Raw genomic sequence first — 24,357 nt, forward strand, 5'->3', positions numbered from 1 at the left:
CTTCACATCGAGCGCCGGTTACGCGACCGCGAGGTTCACGGTGATGTTGCCGCGGGTCGCCTTGGAGTACGGGCAGACCTGGTGGGCCTTCTCGATCAGGTCCTGGGCGGTGGCGCGGTCCACGTTCGGGATGTTCGCGGTGATCTCGACGTAGATACCGAAGCCGTCGTCGTTCTTGCCTATGCCGACGTGCGCGGTGACGGTCGAGCCGGAGATGTCGGCCTTCTCGTTGCGCGCCACGACACCGAGCGCGCCCTGGAAGCAGGCGCTGTAACCGGCGGCGAACAGCTGCTCCGGGTTGGTGCCCGCGCCGCTGCCGCCCATCGCCTTCGGCGGGTTGACGACGACGTCCAGCTGACCGTCGTCGGTGGAGACCCGGCCGTCCCGGCCGTTCTCGGCGGTGGCGACGGCGGTGTAGAGAACCTCGGACTTCTGGATGGACATGCTGGGGTGCTCCTCCTGGGTTCGCGGCCGCTCGCGCCTCACGGCCGCCGTGATGTGGAAAAACCTTATCGGATCGCGGAAACCGTGAGGCGGAGTGTGCGACGGGTCACCCCGGCCGCCGCTCCCTACTTGCCGAGGGAGACGACCATCTTTCCGGTGTTCTCGCCGCGCAGCATGCCGAGGAAGGCCTCGACGGCGTTGTCGATGCCGTCGGCGAAGGTCTCGCTGTACTTGAGCCCGCCCGAGGCCAGCCAGCCCGCGACCTCGCCGACGAACTGCTGCTGAAGCCCGTAGTGGTCGCCGACCAGGACGCCCTGGAGGCGCAGCCGCTTGCCGATGATCATGGCCATGTTGCGCGGGCCGGGGGTGGGCTCGGTGTCGTTGTAGCCCGCGATCATGCCGCAGATGGTGGCGCGCCCGTGCACGTTGAGCACGGAGATGGCCGCTTCGAGGTGCTCGCCGCCGACGTTGTCGAAGTACACGTCGATGCCGTCGGGGGCGGCCGCGCGCAGCTGCTCCAGGACCGGGCCCTTCTTGTAGTTGAAGGCGGCGTCGAAGCCGAGCTCCTCCACCAGCCACTTGACCTTCTCGTCGGAGCCGGCCGAGCCGATGACCCGCGAGGCGCCCTTGAGCCGGGCGATCTGGCCGACCTGGCTGCCGACGGCGCCGGCCGCGCCGGAGACGAACACCGCGTCGCCCTCCTTGAAGGAGGCGACCTCCAGAAGACCCGCGTACGCGGTGAGGCCCGGCATGCCCAGCACACCGAGGTACGCGGAGAGCGGGGCGAGAGCGGCGTCCACCTTGGTGGCGTGCTGCGCCTCGACGTCGGCGTACTCGCGCCAGCCCAGCGGGTGCAGGACGTGGTCGCCCACGGCGAACTTCTCGTCGTTCGAGGCCACGACCTCGCCGACCGCGCCGCCCTGCATCGGCTTGTCGAGCTGGAACGGCGGAATGTACGACTTCACGTCGTTCATCCGGCCGCGCATGTACGGGTCGACCGACATGAAGAGGTTGCGGACCAGGATCCGGCCCGGGGCCGGCTCGGTGACGGGGGCCTCCCGCAGCGCGAAGTCCGACGGCACGGGCCAGCCGTTCGGGCGGGCGACGAGGTGCCATTCACGGCTGGTGGCGGGGAGTGCGGACGAGGTGGCCATGGGGTGCGTCCTCCTGCGAGCAAATGCGTTCAGATCGGATACCCGAGCGGCATCGGTCGATGCTTCAGGTACTGAAAGAACAATGCTCCGAGATATTTGAGATTGTCAAGTAACTGGGTACGCTGAGGGGCATGACCCCCCGAATGGATCCCCTGAGCCTCGAAGTCGTGGAGCTGATCGGCACGGTCGTCGGCCGCTACTACGAGGAGTACGAACGGGCCGCCGCCGAGCACTCCCTCACCGGCGCGCAGGCCCGGGTCCTCGGTCTGCTCTCCCTCGAACCGATGCCGATGCGGCGGATCGCCCAGAAGCTGAAGTGCGAGCCGTCGAACATCACGGGCATCGTGGACCGCCTCGAAGCCCGCGGCCTGGTGGAACGCCGCCCCGACCCGGCCGACCGCCGCATCAAACTCGCCGCCCCCACCCCCGAGGGCCTCACCACGGCCACCCGCCTACGCGACTCCCTGAACTTCGCCCGAGAGCCATTGGCGGAACTGTCGACACAGGAGCGGACGGTGCTGCGGGATCTGCTGCGGCGGATGCTGGGGTCTTGATCAGCCCCGACCGGCGAAAATCCAGCCCCTCGTGAGGGTCCCCCCGGCCCTTTGGGCCTTGGGGGAGTTTGAGGAGCGGAGTGCCGGGGGCGGCGCCCCCGGCAACGGCGAGTCAGATGCACCAGATCAGGAACGGCGTACAGGTCTTGGTCGGCTTGGGCGACGGAGGCGGTGGTGGCGGTGGCGGTGGCGCCCCCGGCGTCGAGGGCCCACCGGAGGGCGCGGGTCCGCCCGGTCCGCCCGGTCCGGGCGACCCGGACGGCCCCGGCGAGACGGGGGCCGACGGCGCGGACCCGGAGGGCCCGGGGTCGGGCGCGGCCGGATCGGAAGCCCCGCCCGCCGCGGAACCGTTCTTGCGCGGGTCGGCCTCGCCGACCCCGGACCGGCCGCTCCGCCCCGACTCCCCAGAGCCCGAGCCGGAACCCCGCCTCCGCTCCCGCGAGACCGGCTTGCCGCTCGGCTTGACCGGCACCGCCGCCGCGCTGCCCGACGGCAGCGGCTGAGGGTCGGAGATCGTCTGGTCCTGCCGCACCGCGGACGCCCGGTTGTCACCCGACGGCTGCGTGGCCACCTGTACGGCCACCACTGCCCCGAGCACCAGCGCCAGGCCGGCCGCACCGAAGAGGATCACCCGCCCGCGCCCGCGCCGCGCCCGCCGCCCTCTGCGGGCACGCCGATGGCCGGAGGGTGCGAGCACCTCCCCGCGGTCAACGCCGGACGTGGCACCGGCGTACACCAGGAGCTCGTCCTCGGGCGCGCGCCAGAGCTCCTCCGCGGGGGTTCCGCAGCCGGCACAGGCCAGTGCGCCGTTGAGGTGCCGTTGGCAGGAGTGGCAGTAATCCATGGCCAACGGAGGCTATTCGGCGGTCGGCCAAAAAAAGGGGCCGGTGGTGTGTGGATCCTGTGTGGAAGGTCACCTTCCGTGGCGTGGCGTCGTGACGAATCGTCATGGACCGGGGCGTTGTCAGTGGGGCGGGGCAGGATGGACGTCATGACGGAAACCGTGACGCCGCCGTTCGGCCCGCTGGACTTCCAACTCGTGCTGCTGCGGCGGATGGCCGACCACCAGCCGGGGCTCGTCGAGGACGCCCGCCAGGAGCTGGGCGCCTCAACAGCCGACCTGCGCGAGGCCAACAAGCGCTGGCAGGCGATGCTCCGGTCCTCCCGTTCGCGCGGCGCCCTGGCCCGCTACCGCTCGGTGCTCGGGGCGCCGGAGGCGGTCGTGCCGCGCACGATCGGGGATCTGCGCTGCGAGGCGCAGCTGTGGCCGGTGCCGCTCTGGCCGGAGCTGCGGTTCGAGGTGCTGGCCGGGCCCGGTGGTGCGGTGTGGAACGAATGGCTGGTCAGAGCCCCCGGCATACCGGGTCCCGAGTTGCGCGGGGAGGAGGATCTGCGGCCCTGGTCGTGCACGGTGGACGAGGTGGCACGGGCCTTCGCCCCGGCCCGCCCGATGGAGGGCTCGGCGCCGACCCGCTGGCAGCTGGCCCTGACGCTGCCCGACGGCCGGGAGCGCGTGGCGGAGTTCACGTGGGGGTTGCTCCAGCGCCTGCTGCCCTGACATTCCGGTACGTCATCTGCCCGCACGTCATCTGGAGGAGGCCACTGAAAGGACACCGCTGAACAGGCTGACCAACCGGCAGCCGAGCTCCGCCGGCAGCCACCTCAGCCGATCGCCGGATCGCCGGCCGGCGCCGGCCAGACCGGGGTCGACCCGCGGGCCATCCCCTTTCTGGCTGACCGTCAGTCGGCTTCTCCCCGACCGGCGCAGCCCAGCGCGCGCCGGTCCCCAAACGGTCGCAGGATGCGAATCAATACCGTTTTCGGGAGGATCTGCCGTGACCGTCAGTCTTGAGCAGTTGCGCCGTTGCCATGTAGCCGTCGACCTCGGAGCCGCCAGGACCCGGGTCTACATCAAGGGTGCCGGGCTCGTCGTGGACGAGCCGAGCGTGGCCGCCGTCAACACCCGTACCGGCGCACTGATCGCCGTCGGCACCTTCGCCGAACAGATGACGGGCCGCACGCCCGAGTACATCCGGGTGGCCCGCCCGGTGACCGGCGGCACCGTCGTCGACATCGAGATGGCCCGGCGCATGCTCCGTCATCTGCTCGGCGAGAAGCTGCGCCGCCAGTTGCGCCGCAAGCCGCGGCTGCGCGCCGCCGCGTGCACCCCGCACAACAGCAACCCGCTCGCCCAGCGCGCCGCGGTGGAGACGCTGATGGGGCTGGGTGCCTGCCGCGTCGAGCTGGTCGACACCCTGATCGCGGCCGCCGTCGGCTGCGGACTCCCGGTGGAGCAGCCCACCGCCACCATGATCATGGCGTGCGGCGCCGCCACCACCCAGATCGCCGTGCTCTCGCTGGGCGCGATCGTGACGGCCGTACGCATCCCGGTCGGCGGCGAGGCCATCGATCACGCCGTCATCCAGCACCTGCGCCAACAGCACGAACTGATGATGCCGAGCCAGTCCATGCGCCCGCTGCAACTGGCCCTGAGCGGCAACGGACTCACCCCGCAGGGCCCCGAGTCCACCGAGATCCACGGCCGCGACGTCGCCACGGGCATGGCCCGCTCGGTCCTGGTCGACACGGCCGCCGTACGCGATGCCATCCACACCCCGCTGACCGCCGTGCTCGACGGCATCGGCAAGGTGCTCCGGGAGTGCCCGCCCGATCTGGTCGCCGACCTCGCCGAGCGGGGCATCATGATGGTCGGCGGCAGTGCGCTGCTGCCCGGCTTCGACCAGATGCTGCGCACCTCGACGGGCATGCCGGTGCGCATCGCGGAGCGCCCCGACGTGTGCGCGATCCTCGGCCTCGGCGCGATGCTGGAGGGCAGCATCCACCCCATGGTCATCGACCCGATGGCTGAGTGAACGGCGCGACTGAGCGGTCCTGCGGAAGCCCGGTGCGGTGCGGTGCGCCCTGAAGGAGCGCGAGGCTGTGACACCATGCGGCTCCGCCGCGTGGGCGCGGCCGGCCTCCCCCAAACTCTCGACTTCGTTCGAGCAGGGGGGACCCCCATCGGCCAGCAGCCGGCAAACGCCGCTCCCCGCGGAGCGCTCGGCGGCCCCGACCGGGGCGGACGGCCGCGGTGAGGGATCCTCGAAGGATGACTGAAGCGGAGAATCCGGACAGTACGGCCGGCCCGGCCAGTGCGCCACCCGGGCTGCCGGTGCTCCTCGCGGCGGTGCTCGGCGTCGGCACCGAGCTCGAACTGCACACCACGCTCCAGCACATCGTGGACACGGCGACCGAGCTGACCGGTGCCCGCTACGGAGCGCTCGGGGTGGTCGACCCAGAGCGCGACCGGCTCACCGAACTGTTCACGGCCGGCCTCACCGACGCCGAACGCGAACGGATCGGCCGGCTGCCCGACGGCCGCACCGGGCTGCTCGGCGCCCTCGTCCACGACCCGCGGCCGCTGCGGCTCGACGATCTGACCACCGACCCCCGCTCGGCCGGACTGCCGCCCGGCCACCCCCCGATGCGCTCGTTCCTGGGCGTACCGATCCGGGTGCACACCCAGGTCTTCGGCAACCTCTACCTCACCGAGAAGCGCGGCGGCCCCTTCACCGAGGAGGACCTGGCACTGCTGCGGGTCCTCGCCGCACAGGCCGGGATCGCCATCGGCAACGCCCGGCTGTACGAGACCGTACGGGTGCGGGAGCGCTGGATCGAGGGCGCCGCGGCCGTCACCACCTCCCTGCTCACCGGCGACACCGCGGCGGACGCGCTGATGACGGTGGCCGAGCGGGCCCGGCTGCTCGCGGACGCGGCGGCCGGGGTGGTGCTCCAGCCCACCGCGGCGGGCGGCATGGAGATCGTCGCCGCCTCCGCGCCGGACGACCCCGACGACATCGTGGGCACCACGATCCAGCCGGGATCGCCGGTCCTGGTCCAACTCCTGGGCGGGGAGCCGGTGTTCGTGGAGGACTCGGCGACCGACCCGCGGATGACCACCCACGTGCGCAGCCGCTTCGGACCCAGCATGCTGCTCCCGCTGCAGAGCGGCGGCAAGCTGATCGGCACCCTCGCCCTGCCCCGGCGGCGCGGCGCCCGCCCCTACACGGAGGTGGACCGGCTGCTCGCCGCCCAGTTCGCCTCGCAGGCGGCCCTCGCCCTCGTACTCGCCGACGCCCAGCACAACCGCGAACAGCTCGCGGTGTACGAGGACCGCGACCGGATCGCCCGCGATCTGCACGACCTGGTCGTGCAGCGGCTGTTCGCCACCGAGATGATGCTGGAGTCGACCCGGCGCCGGGCCGAGAAGGCCGCGGCCGACGACACGGACGAGACGCTCACCCGGGCCGTGGACGAGCTGGACTCCACCATCCAGGAGGTGCGCACCGCGATCTTCGCCCTCCAGCAGCCGCCCGCCGACGCCCCGACGACCCTGCGCGGCCGGGTCCTGCGCGAGACGGCCGGTGCGGGCGCGCTGCTCGGCTTCCGGCCCTCGGTGCGGTTCGACGGCGCGGTCGACACCCTGGTCACCGAACCGGTGGACACCCAGCTCCTCGCCGCGCTGCGCGGCGCGCTGGCCGCGGCGCACCGCCGGGCCGGGGTGTCGTCGGTGCGGATCGCCATCGACGCGGGCGCCGAACTGCCGGACGGGCGGGCCGGGGTGCGGCTGACCGTCGTGGACAACGGGATGCGCGACGACGGCATCCGGGGCACCACACTGACCTGGCAGGCACCGCTGTAGCAGGCGGGCGGGCGCCCGCGAACGCGTACGGCAGGACGGGGATCACGCGTGCGGACGGCGCCGCGTAGGGTCGGTGACCTGGGGCCCGGCACCGTCCGGCGCCCGCCCGTGCCGTCGACCGCGAGGAGTCCCGTACGTGTCCCCTCTCTTCCCCTCCCTGTACGCCGCCGAGCCGCGGGAGGCGATCCGCTTCGGCGAGCACTCGCTGACCCATGCCCAACTGGCGGGCGCGGCGGGCTCCCTGGCCCGCCGCCTCGCGGGTGCCGGGCGGGTCGCGGTCTGGGCGACACCGACCCCGCAGACGGTGGTCGGCGTGGTGGCCGCCCTCGTCGCGGGCGTGCCCGCGGTACCGCTCAACCCGAAGACGGGCGAACGGGAGCTGACCCACATCGTGCGCGACAGCACGCCGACAGTGGTCCTGGCCTCGGAGGGAGACCAACTCCCGCCCGCCCTGGCCGATTTGGTACGTATCGACGTACCGCTCGCCGGGACCGCCGGGCCGCTGCCGCCGGAGCCCGCCGACGACGCGGCCGCGCTGATCGTCTACACCTCCGGGACCACCGGCCCGCCGAAGGGCGCGGTGCTGCCGCGCCGGGCCATCGCGTCGACGCTCGACGCGCTCCGGGACGCCTGGGGCTGGACGGCGGACGACGTCCTGGTGCACGGCCTCCCGCTGTTCCACGTCCACGGGCTGATCCTGGGCATTCTCGGCCCGCTGCGCCGCGGCGGCTCGGTGCGCCACCTCGGCCGGTTCTCGGTGGAGGGCGTCACGCGGGAGCTGTCGGCGGGCGCCACGATGCTGTTCGGGGTGCCGACGATGTACCACCGGATCGCCGAAGTGGTGGGCCGGGACCGGGAGTTGGCGAAGGCGCTGGCGGACGCGCGCCTGCTGGTGTCCGGGTCCGCCGCGCTGCCCGCGCCCGACCACCGCCGCATCGCGCAGGCGACGGGCCGGGCGGTGATCGAGCGCTACGGCATGACCGAGACGCTCATGCTGTGCGCGGTACGGGAGAGCGACGGCGCCCACCCCGGGACGGTGGGGACCCCGCTCCCCGGGGTCGAACTGCGCCTCGCCGACGAGGCCGACGGCATCGGCGAGATCCAGGTGCGCGGCCGGAACCTGTTCAGCGGCTATCTGAACCGGCCGGAGGCGACGGCCGCCGCGTTCACCGAGGACGGCTGGTTCCGCACCGGCGACCTGGCGAGCCGGGACGCGGACGGCCGGGTGCGGATCGTCGGCCGCAAGGCCACCGACCTCATCAAGAGCGGCGGCTACAAGATCGGCGCGGGCGAGATCGAGAACGCGCTGCTCGACCATCCGGGCGTCCGCGAGGCCGCGGTGACGGGCGAGCCGGACCCGGACCTGGGCGAGCGCATCGTTGCCTGGGTGGTGCCGACCGACCACCAATCCCCGCCGTCGGCAACGGAGTTGAGCGACCATGTCGCGTCCGAACTGGCCCCGCACAAGCGCCCGCGCGTGGTGCACTTCCTCACGGAGCTGCCCCGTAACGACATGGGCAAGATCATGAAGCGAGCCCTGCATGTCTGAGCGCATGTCCGCACGCGCGGCGATCGCGACCGTCGCCGCCGACTTCACCGAATTCGCCGCACCCGAGCGGGACTTCCCCGAGGACGGGCCCATCTCCTGGGCGGGATACGACAGTTCACGCGCGAGAGCGACGGAGCGTACCGGCGAGGACGAGTCGGTCGTCTGCGGCCTCGCCTTGGTCGAGGGGCGGCCCTGCGTGCTGATCTCCTTCGAGTTCGGCTTCCTGGGCGGCTCCCTCGGCCGGCGCACGGGCGACCGCCTGGAAACCGCGTACCGGGCGGCGCGCGAGCGGCGCCTGCCGCTGGTCTCGCTGATCGCCACGGGCGGCAGCCGCATGCAGGAGGGCATGCTCGCCCTCACCCAACTCCAGCGCGTGGCACGGCAGTCGACGCTGCTGAGGGAGGCCGGGCTCGCCCAGATCGCGGTACTGCGCGACCCCACGACGGGCGGCGGCTGGGCCACCCTCGGCGCGGGCGCCGATGTGATCCTGGCCCTGCCGGACGCCCAGATCGGCTTCGCGGGCTCCCGGGTGCGCCCCGCGGACGCGGATCCGGCCGCCTACGGCGCCCGCGGCCAGCTGGCCGCGGGCCAGATCGACGCGATCGTGCGCGGCGAGGACCTGCGGGGCGTCCTCGCCGGGTGGCTCACGCTGCTCGGCGGCGGCCGGCGGACCGAACCGGCGCCGGTGCCCGAGGCGTTCGGATCGGCGGGGCTGCCCGCCGACGGGTGGGAGGCGGTGCGGCGGGCACGGTCGGCGGGCCGCCCGCGCGCCGAGGCGTACCTGGACGCGTACTTCACGCACCGGCGGGCGCTGGCCGGCGACCGCTGCGGGGGTGTCGACCCCGGGATGCTGTGCGGGTTCGGCCTGCACGAGGGCGTGAGTTACGCGTACGCCGCCCAGACCGGCACCGCGACCCGTCCGGCGGGCTACCGCACCGCGGCCCGCCTGGTCCGGCTGGCCGACCGGCTCGGCATCCCGGTGCTCACCCTCGTCGACACCCCGGGGGCGGCGAACGACGCGGCGGCGGAGCGGGGCGGGCAGGGCGCGGCGATCGCCGACGCGTTCGCCGCGCTGGCGGCCGCGCGGGTGCCGGTGACCACGCTGGTCATCGGCGAGGGCGGCTCGGGCGGCGCCCTCGCCCTGACGTCACCGGGCCGCACCTGGGTGACGGCGGACAGCTACTTCTCGGTGATCGCGCCGGAACTGGCGGCGGCGATCCTGAAGCGCCCCCCGACGGAGATCGAGCAGACGGCCTCCCAACTCCGGCTGCGCCCGCAGGACTTGGTGGAGCTCGGGGTGGCGAGGGGGATACTGGGCGCCTGACGGTCCGGGGCGCGGGCCCCGGCCGGCCCGCTACGGCACGGGGTTGCGCGCGTCGTAGCGGGCGAAGCCGCGGCGGCTCAGGCCGAGCACCGTCACCGCGAGGACGCACGCGAGGCCGCCGCCCACGATCATCACGGCGGGCGAGGTGAGGTCGGCGACCGTACCGGCGAGGAAGTCACCGAGCCGGGGCCCGCCGGTGACCACCACGATGAAGACGCCCTGGAGCCGGCCGCGCATCTCGTCGGGCGCCGCGACCTGCATCATCGTGTTGCGGAACACCATGGAGACGGTGTCCGAGAACCCGGCGAGCGCGAGCATGAACAGGCCGAGCCACAGGTGCCGGGTCAGCCCGAACACCGCGATCGCGGTGCCCCATCCGCCGACCGAGATCAGCACCGCGAGCCCGTGCCGGCGGACGCGTCCCTGCCAGCCGGAGAACACCCCGCCGAGCAGCGCGCCGACGGCGGGCGCGGCGACCAGCAGTCCGGTGGTGCGGGCGTCGCCGCCGTACCAGAGGACGGCGACGGCCGGGAACAGGGCGCGGGGGTGGGCCAGGATCATCGCGCAGAAGTCGCTGAAGAACGTCATCCGCAGGTTGGGCCGGGTGGCCAGGAACCGCAGCCCGTCCAGGACCGAGGCCCGCTGGGCGCCGGTCCGCTCGGGCAGCATCGCGGGCAGCCGCCACATCGCGTACAGGGAGGCGGCGAAGGTGATCGCGTCGATGAGGTACGCCGTCCGGTACCCGGCGAAGCCGACGACGAGCCCGCCCAGCATCGGGCCGACGAGCGTGCCGGTCGTCATGATCATCGAGTTGAGCGCGTTGGCGGCGGGCAGTTGCTCGGGCGGCAGCAGCTTGGGGATCATCGCGGATCTGGCGGGGGCGTTCAGCGCCTGGCAGACCGACTGGAGCGCGATGACGGCGTACAGGAACCAGACGTTCGCCAGCCCGGCGAAGGCCCCGGCCGACAGGGCCGCGGAGAGCACCGCGGACCCGAGCGCACTGTGCAGGCCGAGCTTGCGGCGGTCAACGGTGTCGGCGATGGCACCGCCGTACAGGCCGAACACGACGAGCGGTACGAGGGTGAAGATGCCGACCAGGCCGACGTAGAAGCTGGAGCCGGTGAGGTCGTAGACCTGGAGGGAGATCGCGAGCGCCGTCATGGCGCTGCCGACCCAGGAGACCATGTTGCCGAACCAGAGGCGGCGGTAGTCCGGGGAGGTGCGCAAGGGGGTGAGGTCGGCGAATATGCTCCGCCTCGCCCGTATCGCCCCGGTGCCGGTCCCGGTGGTGTCCGGCTGCGGCGTCTCGGTCTCGCTGGGTTGCTCGGCTTGTTCGGTCACGCGGGATGCTAACCCCCGGCCGGGACCGGCGGCACGGCCGGGGAAGTCACCGGCCCGGATCGGCGGCCCGGCCGGGAGGTCGCCTTCCCGCACCGGCCGAGACCACCGCGTGCAGCCGGTCCGCCGCCGCCCGCCCGAACGCGGGGTCGTTGATGTGGGTGTCGTACTCGAAGATCTCCGTGCCGCTGCCCCGCGGCCGGTCGGGCCCCGCGGTCAGGATCCCCCCGACGAGATCGTCCGCGAGCTCACTGAGCGTCAGGTCCAGTACGCCCGCGAACATGCCATGTTCGGCGAGGGTCTCCAGGGTGCGCCCGCCGACGCCGCTGACGTGGAACACCAGCACGTCGTAGCCGAGCTCGGCCAGCCGCTCGCGCGCCGCGTCCACCCCCGGGGTGGTCACCCCGACCATGCCGGCCGCTGTCAACGGCCGCCCGCCCGAGGCGAGTTGCCCGGGTCCGAGCTCCCGGGAGGCCGCGGCGAACCCCTTCGCCATCCCGGCCACCGCGTCCGCCGCGTTGGCGAACACCGGGCCCGTGACGCGGTTGATCCCGGCGATGTCGACGACGCTGTACATCATCGCCATGTCCGAGGACCCGACGTACGGGGCGACGTCGCCGCCCGCCATCGAGGACACCATCAACTTCGGTAGGCCGAGCGGGAGTCCGCGCATCGCACGGGTGGCGATGGAGGTGCCCCGGCTGCCGCCGACGGCCATGACGGCGTGCAACTCCCCCTCGGCGTAAAGGCGTTGGAAGGTCGCGGTGGCCCTTCGGCCATCGCCGTGACGGCGGAGCCCCGGTCCCCGCCGGTCCGTAACGCGGCCAGGTCGGCCCCGGCCGACGCCGCCACCTCCGCCCGGGTCACATCCGCGGGCACTCGCGGCTCACCGATCACCCCGGCGTCCACCCGCACGACGTCGACCCCGGCGCGCGGCAGCCGCTCGCGTATCCAGCCGTATTCCTCGCCCTTGGTGTCCAGCGTTCCCACCAGCACCACTACAGCAATGATCTGTAATGTCCACGCCCGGCCCGCCTCCGGCAAGACCCCCTCGCCACCCGGGCCGTACCCCGGGCGGGTCAATGGCCCGGGACCCACTTGCCCGAGCAATGTCCGGCCGTACGGCACCGGCGAACAAGCCCCCGCGCGCCCATCGCCTCAGGTGGGGGGCGTGGCGGCGCCGTCCGGCTGCGGGGACCACCTTTATGCCACGTCCGCATGCGCGCGCCGCAGCCCTTGGCCGCCGCTACGCTTCCCCCGATCAGTCAGCGTCAGAACCGCCCCCGCCCTCATCCGGCGGGGGCGGCCACGCATCACCCGGAAGGCCATCCATGAACACCCTGATCTCCGCCGCCACCCGCAGCGCCACCACCCCGCAGACCACCCGGCGTGTGCCGCTCACCGCGCGGGCCGCGGCACAGCACGCCGGCCACGCCCCGGCCGCCCTCGACCGCGTCACCACAGCCGCCACCAACGTCCCGAGCGCCTCGGCGTTCCAGTCCGCCCTGTGAAAGCTCCGTAACCCCAGGGCCCCACGAAGAAGCCCCCGGCAGCCGCACGGACTTGTGCGCATCGCCGGGGGCTTCTTCCGTTCCGGGATACTCACCGAGGCCCCCCGAGCAAAAGGACACCATGCAGATCCAGACCTTCCCCGAGGCCGACACCCCGGCCCCCCTGCGCGCCCAGGTCCTCGCGCTTCAGGACGAGGCCTGGCCCCGGGACGTGCCGAGCAGCGGGACGAGCCATGACCCGGCGCTGCGGCCCGTGTCCATGCTGCTGGTCGACGGCCCCACCGTGCTCGCCGCCCTCGACATCCTCACCAAGGAGATCGAGCACGCGGGCCACCGGCTGCGGGCCGGTGGTCTGAGCACGGTCGTCACCCGGCGGGCGGCCCGCGGGCAGGGTCACGGGCGCACGCTGGTGACGGCCGCGCGTGAGCACATGGCTCGCGGCGGAACGTACGACATCGGGCTGTTCACCTGCGACCGCCCGCTGCGCGCGTTCTACGAGGCCGCGGGGTGGCAGGAACTGCCCGGCACGGTCCTGGTCGGCGGCACCGACGACGACCCGTTCCCCAGCGACCGCCCCGGCTTCGACAAAGTGACGATGGGCGCCTTCTTCACGCCAGCGGGCCGTGCGGCGCGATCCGCCTTCGCGCACACACGGATCGCACTGCACCCGGGCGGCATCGACAAGCTGTGGTGACGCCACAGGAGGCACGCTGACGACCTGTTGGGGGGTGCGGTGGGCCGTGCGGGTGATCCCTCGATGGAGGCCCTCCGCCGGTTCACGGCGGGCCCGTTGAGCCCTTCCTCGGCGGCGGTTGCCGTCTTCCCCGGATACGCCAAAGGCGCAGGCCAGATCGTTTCTGCACCTGCGCCTAGCAGTGGGGCGGGTGGGACTCGAACCCACGGCCGACGGATTATGAGTCCGCTGCTCTAACCGGCTGAGCTACCGCCCCTAACGGCGCGTCGCGCACATTTGTGCGCGCCGTCTGCCGCAGCATAGCCGCTCATACGATCTCCTGCCTCGGATGGTCGGCATCGCACGACCATGAGGACCGCGCGGAGATCCCAGCGGTTCCGCCGGATACGAAAAAGGACCCCGAAGGGTCCGATTCCGCTGCTCTCCCGACTGGACTCGAACCAGTAACCTGCCGGTTAACAGCCGGCTGCTCTGCCAATTGAGCTACAGGAGATCGAGCTCCCCCGACTGGACTCGAACCAGTAACCTGCCGGTTAACAGCCGGCTGCTCTGCCAATTGAGCTACAGGGGAATGCCTCGTTGCTTCGAACGTACCCACCTCGGGTGATCCCGGGCGGCGTGCGTTCGCTGCGACACATACATTAGCGCAAGCAGGGGGGTGCTCCGCCAATCGGTTCCGCCCCGGGTGATCACGGGGCCGCGCGGGTAGGCGCGGCACACACGCTAGGAAGGGTGACCGCCATGCGATACCGGCTCACGTTCGCCGTCGGACTGGCTCTCGGATACGTGCTCGGAACCCGGGCGGGGCGCGAGCGTTACGAGCAGTTGAAGAAGTCCGCACGTCAGATGGCGCAGAACCCCGCCGTGCGGAACACCGCCGAATCGGCCGCGCAGACCTCGCGCGAGGTCGCTGGCAAGGCCTTCCAGGCGGTGAGCGACAAGGTCGGGGAGCGGATGCCCGCCTCCGTCGCCGACCGGGTGCGCTCCCTGCGCGAGCGCGGCCAGGGCTCCGAGGACGACTGGGGCACCAGCAACACCTGAGCCGCGCGCGACCGGGGCACCGCGATCACCCGCACCCCGCGCGCGACCGGGGCACCGGCACCACCCGGCCCCGCGCATGTCGCGGGGCGCCCCGCACCAGTTGGCCCGCGCCCCGGCGAACTCCCTGACAGCGTTGTCCCGGCCACCGCCGTCCCAGCAGTCCTCCGCGTGCGGCAGAATCGTCGACCATGGGGATAGTCGCCGGGCTGGACAGTTCTTCCGCCTTCACTCGCATCGTCGTCTGCGACACCGACACGGGTGCCGTGCTGCGGCAGGGGTACGCCCCGCATCCCGTCGAGCCGAAGGCGACCGAGGTCGATCCGCAGGCCTGGCTGCTCTCGCTGGGCGAGGCCGCGACCGGCGGGCTCCTCGAAGGGGTCCAGGCGATCGGCGTCTCCGCCCAGCAGCACGGCCTGATCGCGCTGGACGGCCAGGGCACGCTCGTACGGCCCGCGCTGACCGGGAACGACAAGCGGGCGCAGGTCGCCGCCGCCGACCTGGTCGACGGGCTGGGCAGCCGGGAGGCCTGGGCGCAGGCCGTCGGGTGTGTGCCGCAGGCCGCGCAGGCGGTGGCCAAGCTGCGCTGGCTGGCGCGCACCGAGCCGGAGGCCGCGCAGCGCACGACCGGGGTGCTCCAGGCGCACGACTGGCTGGTGTGGCAGTTGCTCGGCCGGCCGGCCCGCCGCACCACCGACCGCGGCGCCGCGTCCGGCACCGGCTACTGGTCCGCCGCCACCGGCTTCTACCGCCCCGATCTGGTCGAGCTCGCGCTCGGGCACCAGGTGGCGCTGCCCGAGGTGCTCGGGCCGTCGGACGCGGCCGGCACCACCCCCGAGGGGCTGCTGATCTCAGCCGGTACCGGCGAGACGATGGCGGCGGCTTTCGGGCTCGGCGTCGGCGCGGGCGACGCGGTGGTCTCGCTCGGCGCCTCGGGTTCCGTCATGGCCGTGCATCACGAGGCGCTGGCCGATCCGAGCGGGATGATTACGTCCTTCGCCGACGCCACCGGGATGCATCTGCCCGTCGTGCATACGAGCAACGCCGTCCGGGCCCTGCGCGGCACGGCGGAGATGCTCGGCGTCGAGAACCTCGACGAACTCAGCGCGCTGGCCCTCAAATCCACGCCGGGCGCCCGCGGTCTCGTACTGCTGCCGTACCTCGAAGGCGAGCGGACGCCCCGGCTGCCGCACGCGGCCGGGACGCTGGCCGGGCTGCGGCGCGAGTCGATGAAGCCGGAGCACCTGGCCAGGGCCGCCTTCGAGGGGATGCTCTGCTCGCTGGCCGACGCCCTGGACGTGCTGCGCGGGCGCGGCGTGGAGGTCCGGCGGGTGTTCCTGCTCGGGGCCGCGGCCGAACTGCCCGCCGTGCAGGCGGCCGCGCCGGCCGTCTTCGGTACGCAGGTGGTCGTGCCCCAGCCCGCCGAGTACGCGGCACTGGGCGCGGCGCGGCAGGCCGCCTGGGCGCTCGGCGTCTCGCAGGGCACGCTCGCGGCGCACACCCCGCCGGCCTGGCAGGGCGCTTCGGCGCAGGTCTTCGAACCGGGCGAGGAACTGGCGGCGGGTCAGGCGGTTCGCCAGCAGTACATCGCGACGCGTGACGAGATCCACCCGGGCGCCTTCGGCCAGGGTGCTTGACGCGGACCCGGTGCGGGCTCTTTGCTATTCCTTTTGACTCCAGCACGATAATCGCTTGAGCTTCCAGGGGTGGAGTGTCGCAAGATGGGGGGTCGAACCCCCGATCTTGCCGACCCGGAGAGCCTGCGCGTGCTCATACGACTCCTGCGGAGCCATCTGGTTCCGTACAAGAAACCGATAGCCCTGCTGGTCCTGCTGCAACTGCTGCAGACCAGCGCCACCCTTTATCTGCCCACCCTCAACGCGAACATCATTGACAACGGTGTCGTGAACGGGGACACGGGCTACATCCTGGGACACGGCGGCATCATGATCGCCGTCAGCCTCGTCCAGGTGTTCTGCAACATCGGCGCCGTCTACTTCGGCGCCCGGACCGCGGCGGCCCTCGGGCGCGACGTCCGGGCCGCCGTCTTCGCGCGGGTCCAGTCGTTCTCCGCGCGCGAGGTCGGCCACTTCGGGGCGCCGTCCCTGATCACCCGCACCACCAATGACGTCCAGCAGGTCCAGATGCTGGTCCTCATGGCGTTCACGCTGATGGTCTCCGCCCCGATCATGTGTGTCGGCGGCATCATCATGGCGCTGGGCCAGGACGTGCCGCTCTCCGCGGTGCTGCTCGCGGTCGTCCCGGTGCTCGGGATCGCCGTCTCGCTGATCGTGCGCAAGATGCGGCCGCTGTTCCGCACCATGCAGACCCGCCTCGACACGGTGAACCGGGTGCTGCGCGAGCAGATCACCGGCAACCGCGTGATCCGGGCCTTCGTCCGGGACGAGTACGAGCAGGGGCGCTTCCGGGGCGCCAACACCGAGCTGACCGACGTCTCGCTGTCCACCGGGCGGCTGATGGCGCTGATGTTCCCGACCGTCATGACCGTCGTGAACGTGTCCTCGGTCGCGGTCGTCTGGTTCGGTGCGCACCGCATCGCCGGCCACCACATGGAGATCGGCCAGCTCACCGCGTTCCTCGCGTACCTCATGCAGATCGTGATGGCCGTGATGATGGCCACCTTCATGTTCATGATGGTGCCGCGCGCCGAGGTCTGCGCCGAGCGCATCGAGGAGGTCCTCGGGACCGACACCAGCGTGGTGCCGCCCGAGAACCCGGTGCGCGAGCTGCGCCGGCACGGTCATCTGGAGGTGCGGGGCGCCGACTTCAAGTACCCGGGCGCGGAAGCCTCCGTGCTGCGGGGCGTGGAGCTGGTGGCCCGGCCCGGCGAGACCACCGCGATCATCGGTTCGACGGGCAGCGGAAAGTCGACCCTGCTCGGGCTCGTGCCGCGGCTGTTCGACGCGACCGACGGCGAGGTGCTCGTCGACGGCGAGGACGTCCGCACACTCGACCCCGTGCTGCTCGCCAAGACCGTGTCGCTGGTGCCGCAGAAGCCGTACCTGTTCTCCGGGACCGTCGCCACCAATCTGCGGTACGGCAATCCCGACGCGAGCGACGAGGAGCTCTGGCACGCCCTTGAGGTCGCGCAGGCCAAGGAGTTCGTCTCCGAGCTGGAGGGCGGCCTCGACGCGCCGATCGCGCAGGGCGGCACGAACGTCTCCGGCGGTCAGCGCCAGCGGCTCGCCATCGCGCGCACCCTGGTGCAGCGCCCGGAGATCTACCTCTTCGACGACTCCTTCTCGGCGCTCGACTACGCCACGGACGCGGCCCTGCGCTCGGCGCTCGGCCGCGAGACCGCCGAGGCCACGGTCGTGATCGTGGCCCAGCGGGTCTCCACCATCCGGGACGCCGACCGGATCATCGTCCTCGACGAGGGACGGGTCGTCGGAACCGGCCGCCATCACGAGCTGATGGCCGACAACGAGACGTACCGGGAGATCGTGCTCTCCCAGCTGACGGAGGCTGAGGCGGCATGAGCGGGCCCGGTGGACGCATGATGATGGGCGGCGGCCCGGATCAGCGGTCGATGAACTTCAAGGAGTCCGGCAAACGGCTGATCAAGCAGCTGGCGCCGGAGAAGGCCACGCTGTCGGTAATGCTGCTCGCGGTCGTGTGCAGCGTCGGCCTGTCGGTGGTCGGGCCGAAGATCCTCGGCAGGGCGACCGACCTGGTCTTCGCGGGTGTGATCGGCAAGAACCCGCTGATGCCGGCCGGAATCAGCAAGGCGCAGGCCATCGAGGCCCTGCGCGCCAAGGGCCAGGGCTCGCTCGCCGACATGCTCTCGGGGGTCGACTTCACCCCGGGCAGCGGCATCGACTTCCACGCGGTCGGCGGAGTGCTGCTCGCCGCGCTCGCGGTGTACGTCGGCGCCGGGCTGATGATGCTGGTGGCGACCCGGCTCTCCAACCGGGCCATCAACAAGACCGTGTTCCGGATGCGCGAGGACATCCAGACGAAGCTGTCGCGGCTTCCGCTGTCGTACTTCGACAAGGCCAAGCGCGGTGAGGTGCTCAGCCGCGCGACCAACGACATCGACAACATCTCCCAGACGATGCAGCAGACGATGGGCCAGCTCATCAACTCGCTGCTGACCATCGTCGGCGTGCTGGTGATGATGTTCTGGATCTCGCCGCTGCTCGCGCTGGTGGCGCTGGTCACGGTGCCGCTGTCGGTGGTCGTGGCGACGAGGGTCGGCAAGCGCTCGCAGCCGCAGTTCGTCCAGCAGTGGAAGTCGACGGGCAAGCTGAACGCGCACATCGAGGAGATGTACACCGGGCACGCCCTGGTGAAGGTCTTCGGGCGCCAGCAGGAGTCGGCGAACGCCTTCGCCGAGCAGAACGACGCGCTGTACGAGGCCTCGTTCAAGGCGCAATTCAACAGCGGCGTCATGCAGCCGCTGATGATGTTCGTGTCCAACCTGAACTACGTCCTGGTGGCGGTGGTCGGCGGTCTGCGGGTCGCCACCGGATCGCTGTCCATCGGTGACGTCCAGGCCTTCATCCAGTACTCGCGGCAGTTCTCGATGCCGCTGACCCAGGTCGCCTCGATGGCGAACCTGGTGCAGTCGGGGGTGGCCTCGGCCGAGCGGATCTTCGAGCTGCTCGACGCCGAGGAGCAGGCGCCGGACGCGTCCTCGCCCCAGCGCCCCGACCAGCTGCGCGGCGCGGTCGCGCTGGAGAAGGTGTCCTTCCGGTACGAGCCGGAGAAGCCGCTCATCGAGGACCTCTCGCTGAAGGTGGAGCCGGGTCACACGGTCGCGATCGTCGGCCCGACGGGCGCCGGCAAGACGACACTGGTGAACCTGCTCATGCGGTTCTACGAGGTCACCGGCGGCCGCATCACCCTGGACGGGGTGGACGCGGCGCGGATGACCCGCGAGGAGCTGCGCTCCGGCATCGGCATGGTGCTCCAGGACACCTGGCTGTTCGGCGGCTCGATCGCGGACAACATCGCGTACGGCGCCGCCAAGGAGGTCACGCGCGAGGAGATAGAAGCGGCCGCGAAGGCGGCCCACGCCGACCGGTTCATCCGGACGCTCCCCGAGGGCTACGACACCGTCATCGACGACGAGGGCACCGGGGTCAGCGCGGGTGAGAAGCAGCTCATCACCATCGCGCGGGCGTTCCTGTCCGACCCGGTGATCCTGGTCCTGGACGAGGCGACGAGCTCGGTCGACACCCGTACCGAGGTGCTGATCCAGAAGGCGATGGCGCGCCTCGCCCACGGGCGTACGTCGTTCGTCATCGCGCACCGGCTCTCCACCATCCGGGACGCGGACGTCATCCTGGTGATGGAGAACGGCTCGATCGTCGAACAGGGCACGCATGACGAGCTGTTGGCGGCTCAGGGGGCGTATGCGCGCCTGTACGCGGCCCAGTTCGCCCAGGCGGTCGCCGAAGTCGACTGATCGGTGGGGCAGTCGGGGCCGGTGCGGGATCCGCACCGGCCCCTTTCCGTTCAGTCCAGGTAGCCCCTGAGCTGGTCCGCGAAGGCGTGGTCGCGGAGTTTGTTGAGGGTTTTGGACTCGATCTGGCGGATGCGTTCGCGCGTCACGCCGAAGATGCGGCCTATCTCCTCCAGCGTGCGGGGGCGGCCGTCGGCCAGCCCGTAGCGCAGCTGGACGACCTTGCGTTCGCGTTCGCCGAGCGTGGAGAGCACGGCCTCCAGGTGCTCGCGCAGCAGCAGGAAGGCGGCGGACTCGACGGGGGACGCGGCGTCGCCGTCCTCGATGAGATCGCCGAGCGCGACATCGTCCTCCTCCCCCACCGGCGCGTGCAGCGAGACCGGTTCCTGGGCCAGGCGCAGGACCTCGCCGACCCGTTCCGGGGTCAGGTCGAGGTGGGCGGCGACCTCTTCGGGCGTCGGCTCGTAGCCGCGCTCCTGGAGCATCCGGCGCTGGACGCGCACCACGCGGTTGATGAGTTCGACCACGTGGACGGGGACGCGGATGGTGCGGGCCTGGTCGGCCAGCGCGCGCGACATGGCCTGCCGGATCCACCAGGTCGCGTACGTCGAGAACTTGTAGCCGCGCGCGTAGTCGAACTTCTCGACCGCCCTGATCAGTCCGAGGTTTCCCTCCTGGACCAGGTCGAGCATGGTGAGCCCGCGCCCCACGTACCGCTTGGCGACGGAGACGACCAGGCGCAGATTGGCTTCGATGAGGCGGCGCTTGGCCATCCGGCCCATGACGACCAACTTGTCGAGATCGACGGCGAGTTGGGAGTCCAGGTCGGATGCCGTGCTCAGCCGCTCCTCGGCGAAGAGGCCCGCTTCCACGCGCCGGGCGAGTTCGACCTCCTCGGCGGCGGTGAGCAGCGGAATGCGGCCGATCTCGCGCAGGTACTGGCGGAAGAGGTCGGAGGAGGGGCCACCGGTATCCGCGCGGCCGGGCCGCGGGTCGGGTGGTTCGGGGGCCTCTTCCTCGGCGACCTGTTCGGGCCCGGCGGCCGGGCCGGACGGCTCCGCCTCCGGGTGGTGTACGGCCCGCGACTGCGGGGGTACGGCCGTGACGACGTCGTTGTCGGTCAGGGTCTGGGTCTGCACGGGGGCGACCTCCAGGGTGATCGCTGCCGGATCGGGGGCGTGCGGCAGCGGGACGGAGGCGGCCGGACCGCTTTCCGTCCCGTACACGATGAGCGGATCCGCGGGGGTGAGGGGCCCACCGTCATGGGTGGACCGGCCGCGCTCCGAGGACTCAGGCACCGCAACCCAGTGTGGGGTACGACACATGATCGACGCGACGGGCGTGCGGTGACTTTTTGAAGCCGGTGCGTGACCGGGTGATTACCCGGGCGGATATGCCGCCGCCTCTGAGCGGACCCCCTAGAGGGCTGCCGCGCCCTTGTTGCGCAGGGCCTGGCCGTACTGCTGGAGGACCCACAACTCGTTCTGGACGGCGGCCAGTTGGGCCGGGTCGCCGTTCTGGCCCAGGCGGGCCAGGGTGCCCTGGATGTCCAGGAGGCGGCGGTCGACGGCCCGGCGGCGAACGGCCACCAACTGCTCCCCCGCGTACGCCTCGTCCACCGTGCGGGCGTGGACGGCTTCCACGGCGAGCTCGGTGACCAGGGCGCGGACCACGTCGTTGGGGGCGCGGTCCATGACGGCCGGGAGGTAGTCGGAGGGGGCGTCGGTGGCGCCGCCCGCTTCCTGGATGCACTGGCGGACCGCCGCGTACGGCGGGGCCGTGAACTCGTCGCTGCCGTACGCGTCGAAGGCCGGGGACACCAGGTGCGGGTGCTGCAACGCCAGCTTGAGCAGCTCGCGTTCGGTGCGGTGGGCGGGGCTGCGCAGGTTCAGCGCGGGGCCGGGGGCGGCTGCCCGGGGGGCGGCGCTCTCGTACTGCTGCTGACGGTGGCCCGTGGGCGCGGGGCCCTTGCCGCCGCGGTCGCGGGCCCAGCGGGCGAGCTGGGCGACCCGCTTCACCACGAACTGGGTGTCCAGGATGCCGAGGATTCCGGCGAGTTGGACGGCGACCTCGTGTTGGGAGGCGACGTTCTTGATGCGGGCGACGATGGGGGCCGCCTCGTCGAGGGCCGCGGCCCGGCCGGCCGGGGTCTCCAGGTCGTAGCGCCGGACGATCTGGCGGATCGCGAACTCGAACAGCGGCGTACGGGGCTGGACCAGGTCCGCGACCGCCTCGTCGCCCTTGGCGAGGCGCAGATCGCAGGGGTCCATGTTGTCGGGGGCGATCGCGATGTACGTCTCGGCGGCGAACTTCTGGTCGTCCTCGAAGGCGCGCAGGGCCGCCTTCTGGCCGGCCGCGTCGCCGTCGAAGGTGAAGATCACGCGGGCCGAGCCGTTGTCCATCAGCAGGCGGCGCAGGATCTTGATGTGGTCGCCGCCGAAGGCCGTGCCGCAGGTCGCGATGGCGGTGGTGACACCGGCCAGATGGCAGGCCATGACGTCGGTGTAGCCCTCGACCACGACCGCGCGGCTGCTCTTGGCGATCTCCTTCTTGGCGAGGTCGATTCCGTACAGGACCTGCGACTTCTTGTAGATCGGCGTCTCGGGGGTGTTCAGGTACTTCGGGCCGTTGTCGTCGTCGCGCAGTTTGCGCGCGCCGAAGCCCACCACCTCGCCGGAGACGTCGCGGATCGGCCACATCAGGCGGCCGCGGAAGCGGTCGATGGGGTTGCGGCGGCTCTCCTGGGCGAGGCCCGAGGTCAGCAGCTCCTTGTCGCTGAAGCCCTTGCCGCGCAGATACCGCGTCAGATGGTCCCAGCCCGCCGGGCTGTAGCCGACGCCGAAGTGGGCGGCGGCGGCCTGGTCGAAGCCGCGCTCCGCGAGGAACGTGCGGCCGATCTCGGCCTCGGGGCTGTCGAGCTGCTCGATGTAGAACTGGGCGGCGGCCTTGTGCGCCTCGACCAGGCGGATGCGCTCGCCGCGCTGGTGCGCGGGGTTGTAGCCGCCCTCTTCGTAGCGGAGCGTGATGCCCGCGGTGGCGGCGAGCCGCTCGACCGCCTCGGAGAACGACAGGTGGTCGATCTTCCGGATGAAGGCGATCGTGTCGCCGCCTTCCTGGCAGCCGAAGCAGTGGAAGAGACCCTTGCTCGGGCTGACCTGGAAGGACGGGGACTTCTCGTCGTGGAAGGGGCAGAGGCCCTTGAGGTTGCCTCCCCCCGCGTTGCGCAGCTGGAGGTACTCGGACACGACGGCGTCGATCGGGACCGCGTCCCGGACCGCCTTCACGTCGTCATCGTTGATCCTGCCTGCCACGCATGAAGTCTACGGGGACGGTGTGACATCAAAGAGCGAGGGAGGCGAGCGGGACCGCCGGATCGGCCAGCGCCTCGGTGTCCACCTGCGCCCCGGACCGGATCAGGGCCTGGATCGGCTCTGTGACATCCCACACGTTCACGTTCATCCCGGCGAGCACCCGGCGCTCCTTCAGCCAGAACGCGATGAATTCGCGCTTGCCCGCGTCCCCGCGGATCACCACCTGGTCGTACGAGCCGGGCGGCGCCCAGCCCGAGTATTCGAGCCCGAGGTCGTACTGGTCGGAGAAGAAGTAGGGGACGCGGTCGTAGGTCACGTCCTGGTCCAGCATGGCGCGGGCGGCGGCCGGCCCGCCGTTGAGCGCGTTGGCCCAGTGCTCGACGCGCAGCCGGATGTCGAGCAGCGGGTGGTGGACGGCGGCCACGTCGCCTGCCGCGAAGATGTCCGGGTCGGAGGTGCGCAGCGAGCCGTCCACGGCGATGCCGCCGCCGTGCGCGCGGTCGACCATGGCGAGGCCGGCCGTCTCGGCGAGCGAGCTGCGCGGGGCGGCGCCGATCGCGGCGAGCACGTCGTGCGCCAGGTGTTCCTCGCCGTCGTCGGTGCGGGCGGCCAGGACCATGCCGTCCTGGCCGGTGATCTCGGTGAGGCGGGCGCCGAAGTGGAAGCGGACGCCGTGCTCGGCGTGCAGGTCGGCGAAGAGCTGGCCGAGCTCGGGGCCGAGCACGTTGTGCAGCGGGGTGGGCTCCGGCTCGACGACGGTGACTTCCGCGCCGTACCCGCGGGCGGCGGCCGCGACCTCCAGGCCGATCCAGCCGGCGCCCGAGATGACGAGGTGGCCGTTGTCGCGGCCGAGCGCCTTCAGGACGTGCTTCAGCCGCTCGGCGTGGGCGAGGCGGCGCAGGTGGTGGACGCCGGCCAGGCCCGTGCCGGGGATGTCCAGGCGGCGCGGTTCGGCGCCGGTGGCCAGGAGCAGCCGGTCGTACTGGATGAGCGTGCCGTCGCCGAGCCGTACCGTCTTGGCGGCGCGGTCGATGGCGGTGACGGTCTGGCCGAGATGGAGCTCGATGTCGGCCTGCGCGTACCAGGCCGGCTCGTGCACGAAGACGCTGTCGCGCTCCTCCTTGCCGGCCAGGAAACCCTTGGACAGGGGCGGTCGTTCATAGGGGTGCTCGCGCTCGTCGCCGATGAGGATCACCCGCCCGTTGAAGCCCTCCGAGCGGAGGGTCTCGGCGGCTTTCGCCCCCGCGAGACCGCCTCCGACAATGACGAATGTCCGATCTGCGTCGACCACTTGATGCCTCCTTGTTGCG

General features: G+C 72.0%; 19 protein-coding genes, 3 tRNA genes and 1 pseudogene. 12 read left to right on the forward strand and 11 right to left on the reverse strand.

The window, feature by feature from the left end:
• Window positions 1-18: 18 nt before the first annotated feature.
• Both ACIQ8J_RS03110 and ACIQ8J_RS03115 read right to left on the reverse strand, forming a co-directional pair.
• Window positions 19-444, reverse strand: coding sequence for an organic hydroperoxide resistance protein (locus ACIQ8J_RS03110; RefSeq protein WP_403264186.1), 426 nt, complete (start codon window positions 442-444; stop codon window positions 19-21).
• Between the two features lie 125 nt (window positions 445-569).
• A complete protein-coding gene (locus tag ACIQ8J_RS03115) occupies window positions 570-1,598 on the reverse strand; it encodes an NADP-dependent oxidoreductase (RefSeq protein WP_403264188.1) in 1,029 nt (342 codons plus the stop codon).
• 131 nt (window positions 1,599-1,729) lie between these two features.
• Between ACIQ8J_RS03115 and ACIQ8J_RS03120 the strand changes: the two genes are divergently transcribed.
• Complete coding sequence (locus tag ACIQ8J_RS03120) at window positions 1,730-2,152, forward strand: MarR family winged helix-turn-helix transcriptional regulator (RefSeq protein ID WP_403264190.1); 423 nt, start codon at window positions 1,730-1,732, stop codon at window positions 2,150-2,152.
• Between the two features lie 112 nt (window positions 2,153-2,264).
• On the opposite strand, the gene ACIQ8J_RS03125 is transcribed toward ACIQ8J_RS03120, so the two are convergent.
• Entirely contained in the window at window positions 2,265-2,996 is a 732-nt protein-coding gene (locus tag ACIQ8J_RS03125; RefSeq protein WP_403264192.1) for a hypothetical protein, read from the reverse strand.
• A gap of 147 nt (window positions 2,997-3,143) precedes the next feature.
• Here ACIQ8J_RS03125 and ACIQ8J_RS03130 point away from each other — a divergent pair, with 147 nt between their 5' ends.
• The 5 genes from ACIQ8J_RS03130 (at window position 3,144) to ACIQ8J_RS03150 (ending at window position 9,727) form a co-directional block, all read left to right on the forward strand.
• On the forward strand, window positions 3,144-3,710 hold the full coding sequence (locus ACIQ8J_RS03130; protein ID WP_403264193.1) for a hypothetical protein: 567 nt from the start codon (window positions 3,144-3,146) through the stop codon (window positions 3,708-3,710).
• A 277-nt stretch (window positions 3,711-3,987) separates the two neighbouring features.
• Window positions 3,988-5,025, forward strand: a complete 1,038-nt coding sequence (locus ACIQ8J_RS03135) for a rod shape-determining protein (protein WP_403264195.1) — start codon at window positions 3,988-3,990, stop codon at window positions 5,023-5,025.
• Between the two features lie 236 nt (window positions 5,026-5,261).
• Window positions 5,262-6,854 (forward strand): GAF domain-containing protein, encoded by a 1,593-nt coding sequence (locus ACIQ8J_RS03140; protein ID WP_403264197.1) that lies wholly within the window; start codon window positions 5,262-5,264, stop codon window positions 6,852-6,854.
• Window positions 6,855-6,990: 136 nt separating this feature from the next.
• Window positions 6,991-8,403, forward strand: a complete 1,413-nt coding sequence (locus ACIQ8J_RS03145; RefSeq protein ID WP_403264199.1) for an acyl-CoA synthetase — start codon at window positions 6,991-6,993, stop codon at window positions 8,401-8,403.
• Entirely contained in the window at window positions 8,396-9,727 is a 1,332-nt protein-coding gene (locus tag ACIQ8J_RS03150; protein ID WP_403264201.1) for a carboxyl transferase domain-containing protein, read from the forward strand. The genes ACIQ8J_RS03145 and ACIQ8J_RS03150 overlap by 8 nt, the downstream gene beginning before the upstream one ends.
• Before the next feature lie 30 nt (window positions 9,728-9,757).
• On the opposite strand, the gene ACIQ8J_RS03155 is transcribed toward ACIQ8J_RS03150, so the two are convergent.
• Together ACIQ8J_RS03155 and ACIQ8J_RS03160 are read right to left on the reverse strand one after the other, a co-directional pair.
• Window positions 9,758-10,993: an MFS transporter gene (locus tag ACIQ8J_RS03155; protein WP_403265198.1), complete on the reverse strand. Its 1,236-nt coding sequence runs from the start codon at window positions 10,991-10,993 to the stop codon at window positions 9,758-9,760.
• A gap of 121 nt (window positions 10,994-11,114) precedes the next feature.
• A pseudogene (locus tag ACIQ8J_RS03160) lies at window positions 11,115-12,193 on the reverse strand (Tm-1-like ATP-binding domain-containing protein).
• A gap of 203 nt (window positions 12,194-12,396) precedes the next feature.
• On the opposite strand from ACIQ8J_RS03160, the gene ACIQ8J_RS03165 reads away from it, so the two are divergent.
• Together ACIQ8J_RS03165 and ACIQ8J_RS03170 are read left to right on the forward strand one after the other, a co-directional pair.
• The gene (locus ACIQ8J_RS03165) at window positions 12,397-12,576 is read left to right on the forward strand and encodes a hypothetical protein (protein WP_403264203.1); all 180 of its coding nucleotides are present in this window, start codon (window positions 12,397-12,399) and stop codon (window positions 12,574-12,576) included.
• Between the two features lie 121 nt (window positions 12,577-12,697).
• On the forward strand, window positions 12,698-13,270 hold the full coding sequence (locus tag ACIQ8J_RS03170) for a GNAT family N-acetyltransferase (RefSeq protein ID WP_403264204.1): 573 nt from the start codon (window positions 12,698-12,700) through the stop codon (window positions 13,268-13,270).
• 182 nt (window positions 13,271-13,452) lie between these two features.
• On the opposite strand, the gene ACIQ8J_RS03175 is transcribed toward ACIQ8J_RS03170, so the two are convergent.
• The 3 genes from ACIQ8J_RS03175 to ACIQ8J_RS03185 all read right to left on the reverse strand — a co-directional run bounded on the left by ACIQ8J_RS03175 (window position 13,453) and on the right by ACIQ8J_RS03185 (window position 13,841).
• A tRNA-Ile gene (locus tag ACIQ8J_RS03175) sits at window positions 13,453-13,526 on the reverse strand.
• Window positions 13,527-13,690: 164 nt separating this feature from the next.
• Window positions 13,691-13,763, reverse strand: a tRNA-Asn gene (locus tag ACIQ8J_RS03180).
• Window positions 13,764-13,768: 5 nt separating this feature from the next.
• Window positions 13,769-13,841, reverse strand: a tRNA-Asn gene (locus tag ACIQ8J_RS03185).
• Between the two features lie 170 nt (window positions 13,842-14,011).
• On the opposite strand from ACIQ8J_RS03185, the gene ACIQ8J_RS03190 reads away from it, so the two are divergent.
• From ACIQ8J_RS03190 to ACIQ8J_RS03205, 4 genes are all read left to right on the forward strand, one after another.
• Window positions 14,012-14,311: a YtxH domain-containing protein gene (locus tag ACIQ8J_RS03190; RefSeq protein WP_403265201.1), complete on the forward strand. Its 300-nt coding sequence runs from the start codon at window positions 14,012-14,014 to the stop codon at window positions 14,309-14,311.
• Window positions 14,312-14,499: 188 nt separating this feature from the next.
• On the forward strand, window positions 14,500-15,945 hold the full coding sequence (locus tag ACIQ8J_RS03195) for an FGGY family carbohydrate kinase (protein WP_403264206.1): 1,446 nt from the start codon (window positions 14,500-14,502) through the stop codon (window positions 15,943-15,945).
• A 129-nt stretch (window positions 15,946-16,074) separates the two neighbouring features.
• Window positions 16,075-17,808: an ABC transporter ATP-binding protein gene (locus tag ACIQ8J_RS03200; protein WP_403265203.1), complete on the forward strand. Its 1,734-nt coding sequence runs from the start codon at window positions 16,075-16,077 to the stop codon at window positions 17,806-17,808.
• Complete coding sequence (locus ACIQ8J_RS03205) at window positions 17,805-19,739, forward strand: ABC transporter ATP-binding protein (RefSeq protein WP_403264208.1); 1,935 nt, start codon at window positions 17,805-17,807, stop codon at window positions 19,737-19,739. The genes ACIQ8J_RS03200 and ACIQ8J_RS03205 overlap by 4 nt, the downstream gene beginning before the upstream one ends.
• A gap of 50 nt (window positions 19,740-19,789) precedes the next feature.
• Here the strand turns inward: ACIQ8J_RS03205 and ACIQ8J_RS03210 are convergent, their stop codons facing one another.
• The 3 genes from ACIQ8J_RS03210 to ACIQ8J_RS03220 all read right to left on the reverse strand — a co-directional run bounded on the left by ACIQ8J_RS03210 (window position 19,790) and on the right by ACIQ8J_RS03220 (window position 24,338).
• The gene (locus ACIQ8J_RS03210) at window positions 19,790-21,034 is read right to left on the reverse strand and encodes an RNA polymerase sigma factor (protein WP_403264210.1); all 1,245 of its coding nucleotides are present in this window, start codon (window positions 21,032-21,034) and stop codon (window positions 19,790-19,792) included.
• A 120-nt stretch (window positions 21,035-21,154) separates the two neighbouring features.
• A complete protein-coding gene (dnaG, locus tag ACIQ8J_RS03215) occupies window positions 21,155-23,047 on the reverse strand; it encodes a DNA primase (RefSeq protein WP_403264211.1) in 1,893 nt (630 codons plus the stop codon).
• A gap of 28 nt (window positions 23,048-23,075) precedes the next feature.
• Window positions 23,076-24,338 (reverse strand): NAD(P)/FAD-dependent oxidoreductase, encoded by a 1,263-nt coding sequence (locus ACIQ8J_RS03220; RefSeq protein ID WP_403264213.1) that lies wholly within the window; start codon window positions 24,336-24,338, stop codon window positions 23,076-23,078.
• Window positions 24,339-24,357: the final 19 nt, after the last annotated feature.

Origin of the sequence: Streptomyces sp. NPDC094147 (genome assembly GCF_044764265.1) — a bacterium.
GTDB lineage: Bacteria > Actinomycetota > Actinomycetes > Streptomycetales > Streptomycetaceae > Streptomyces.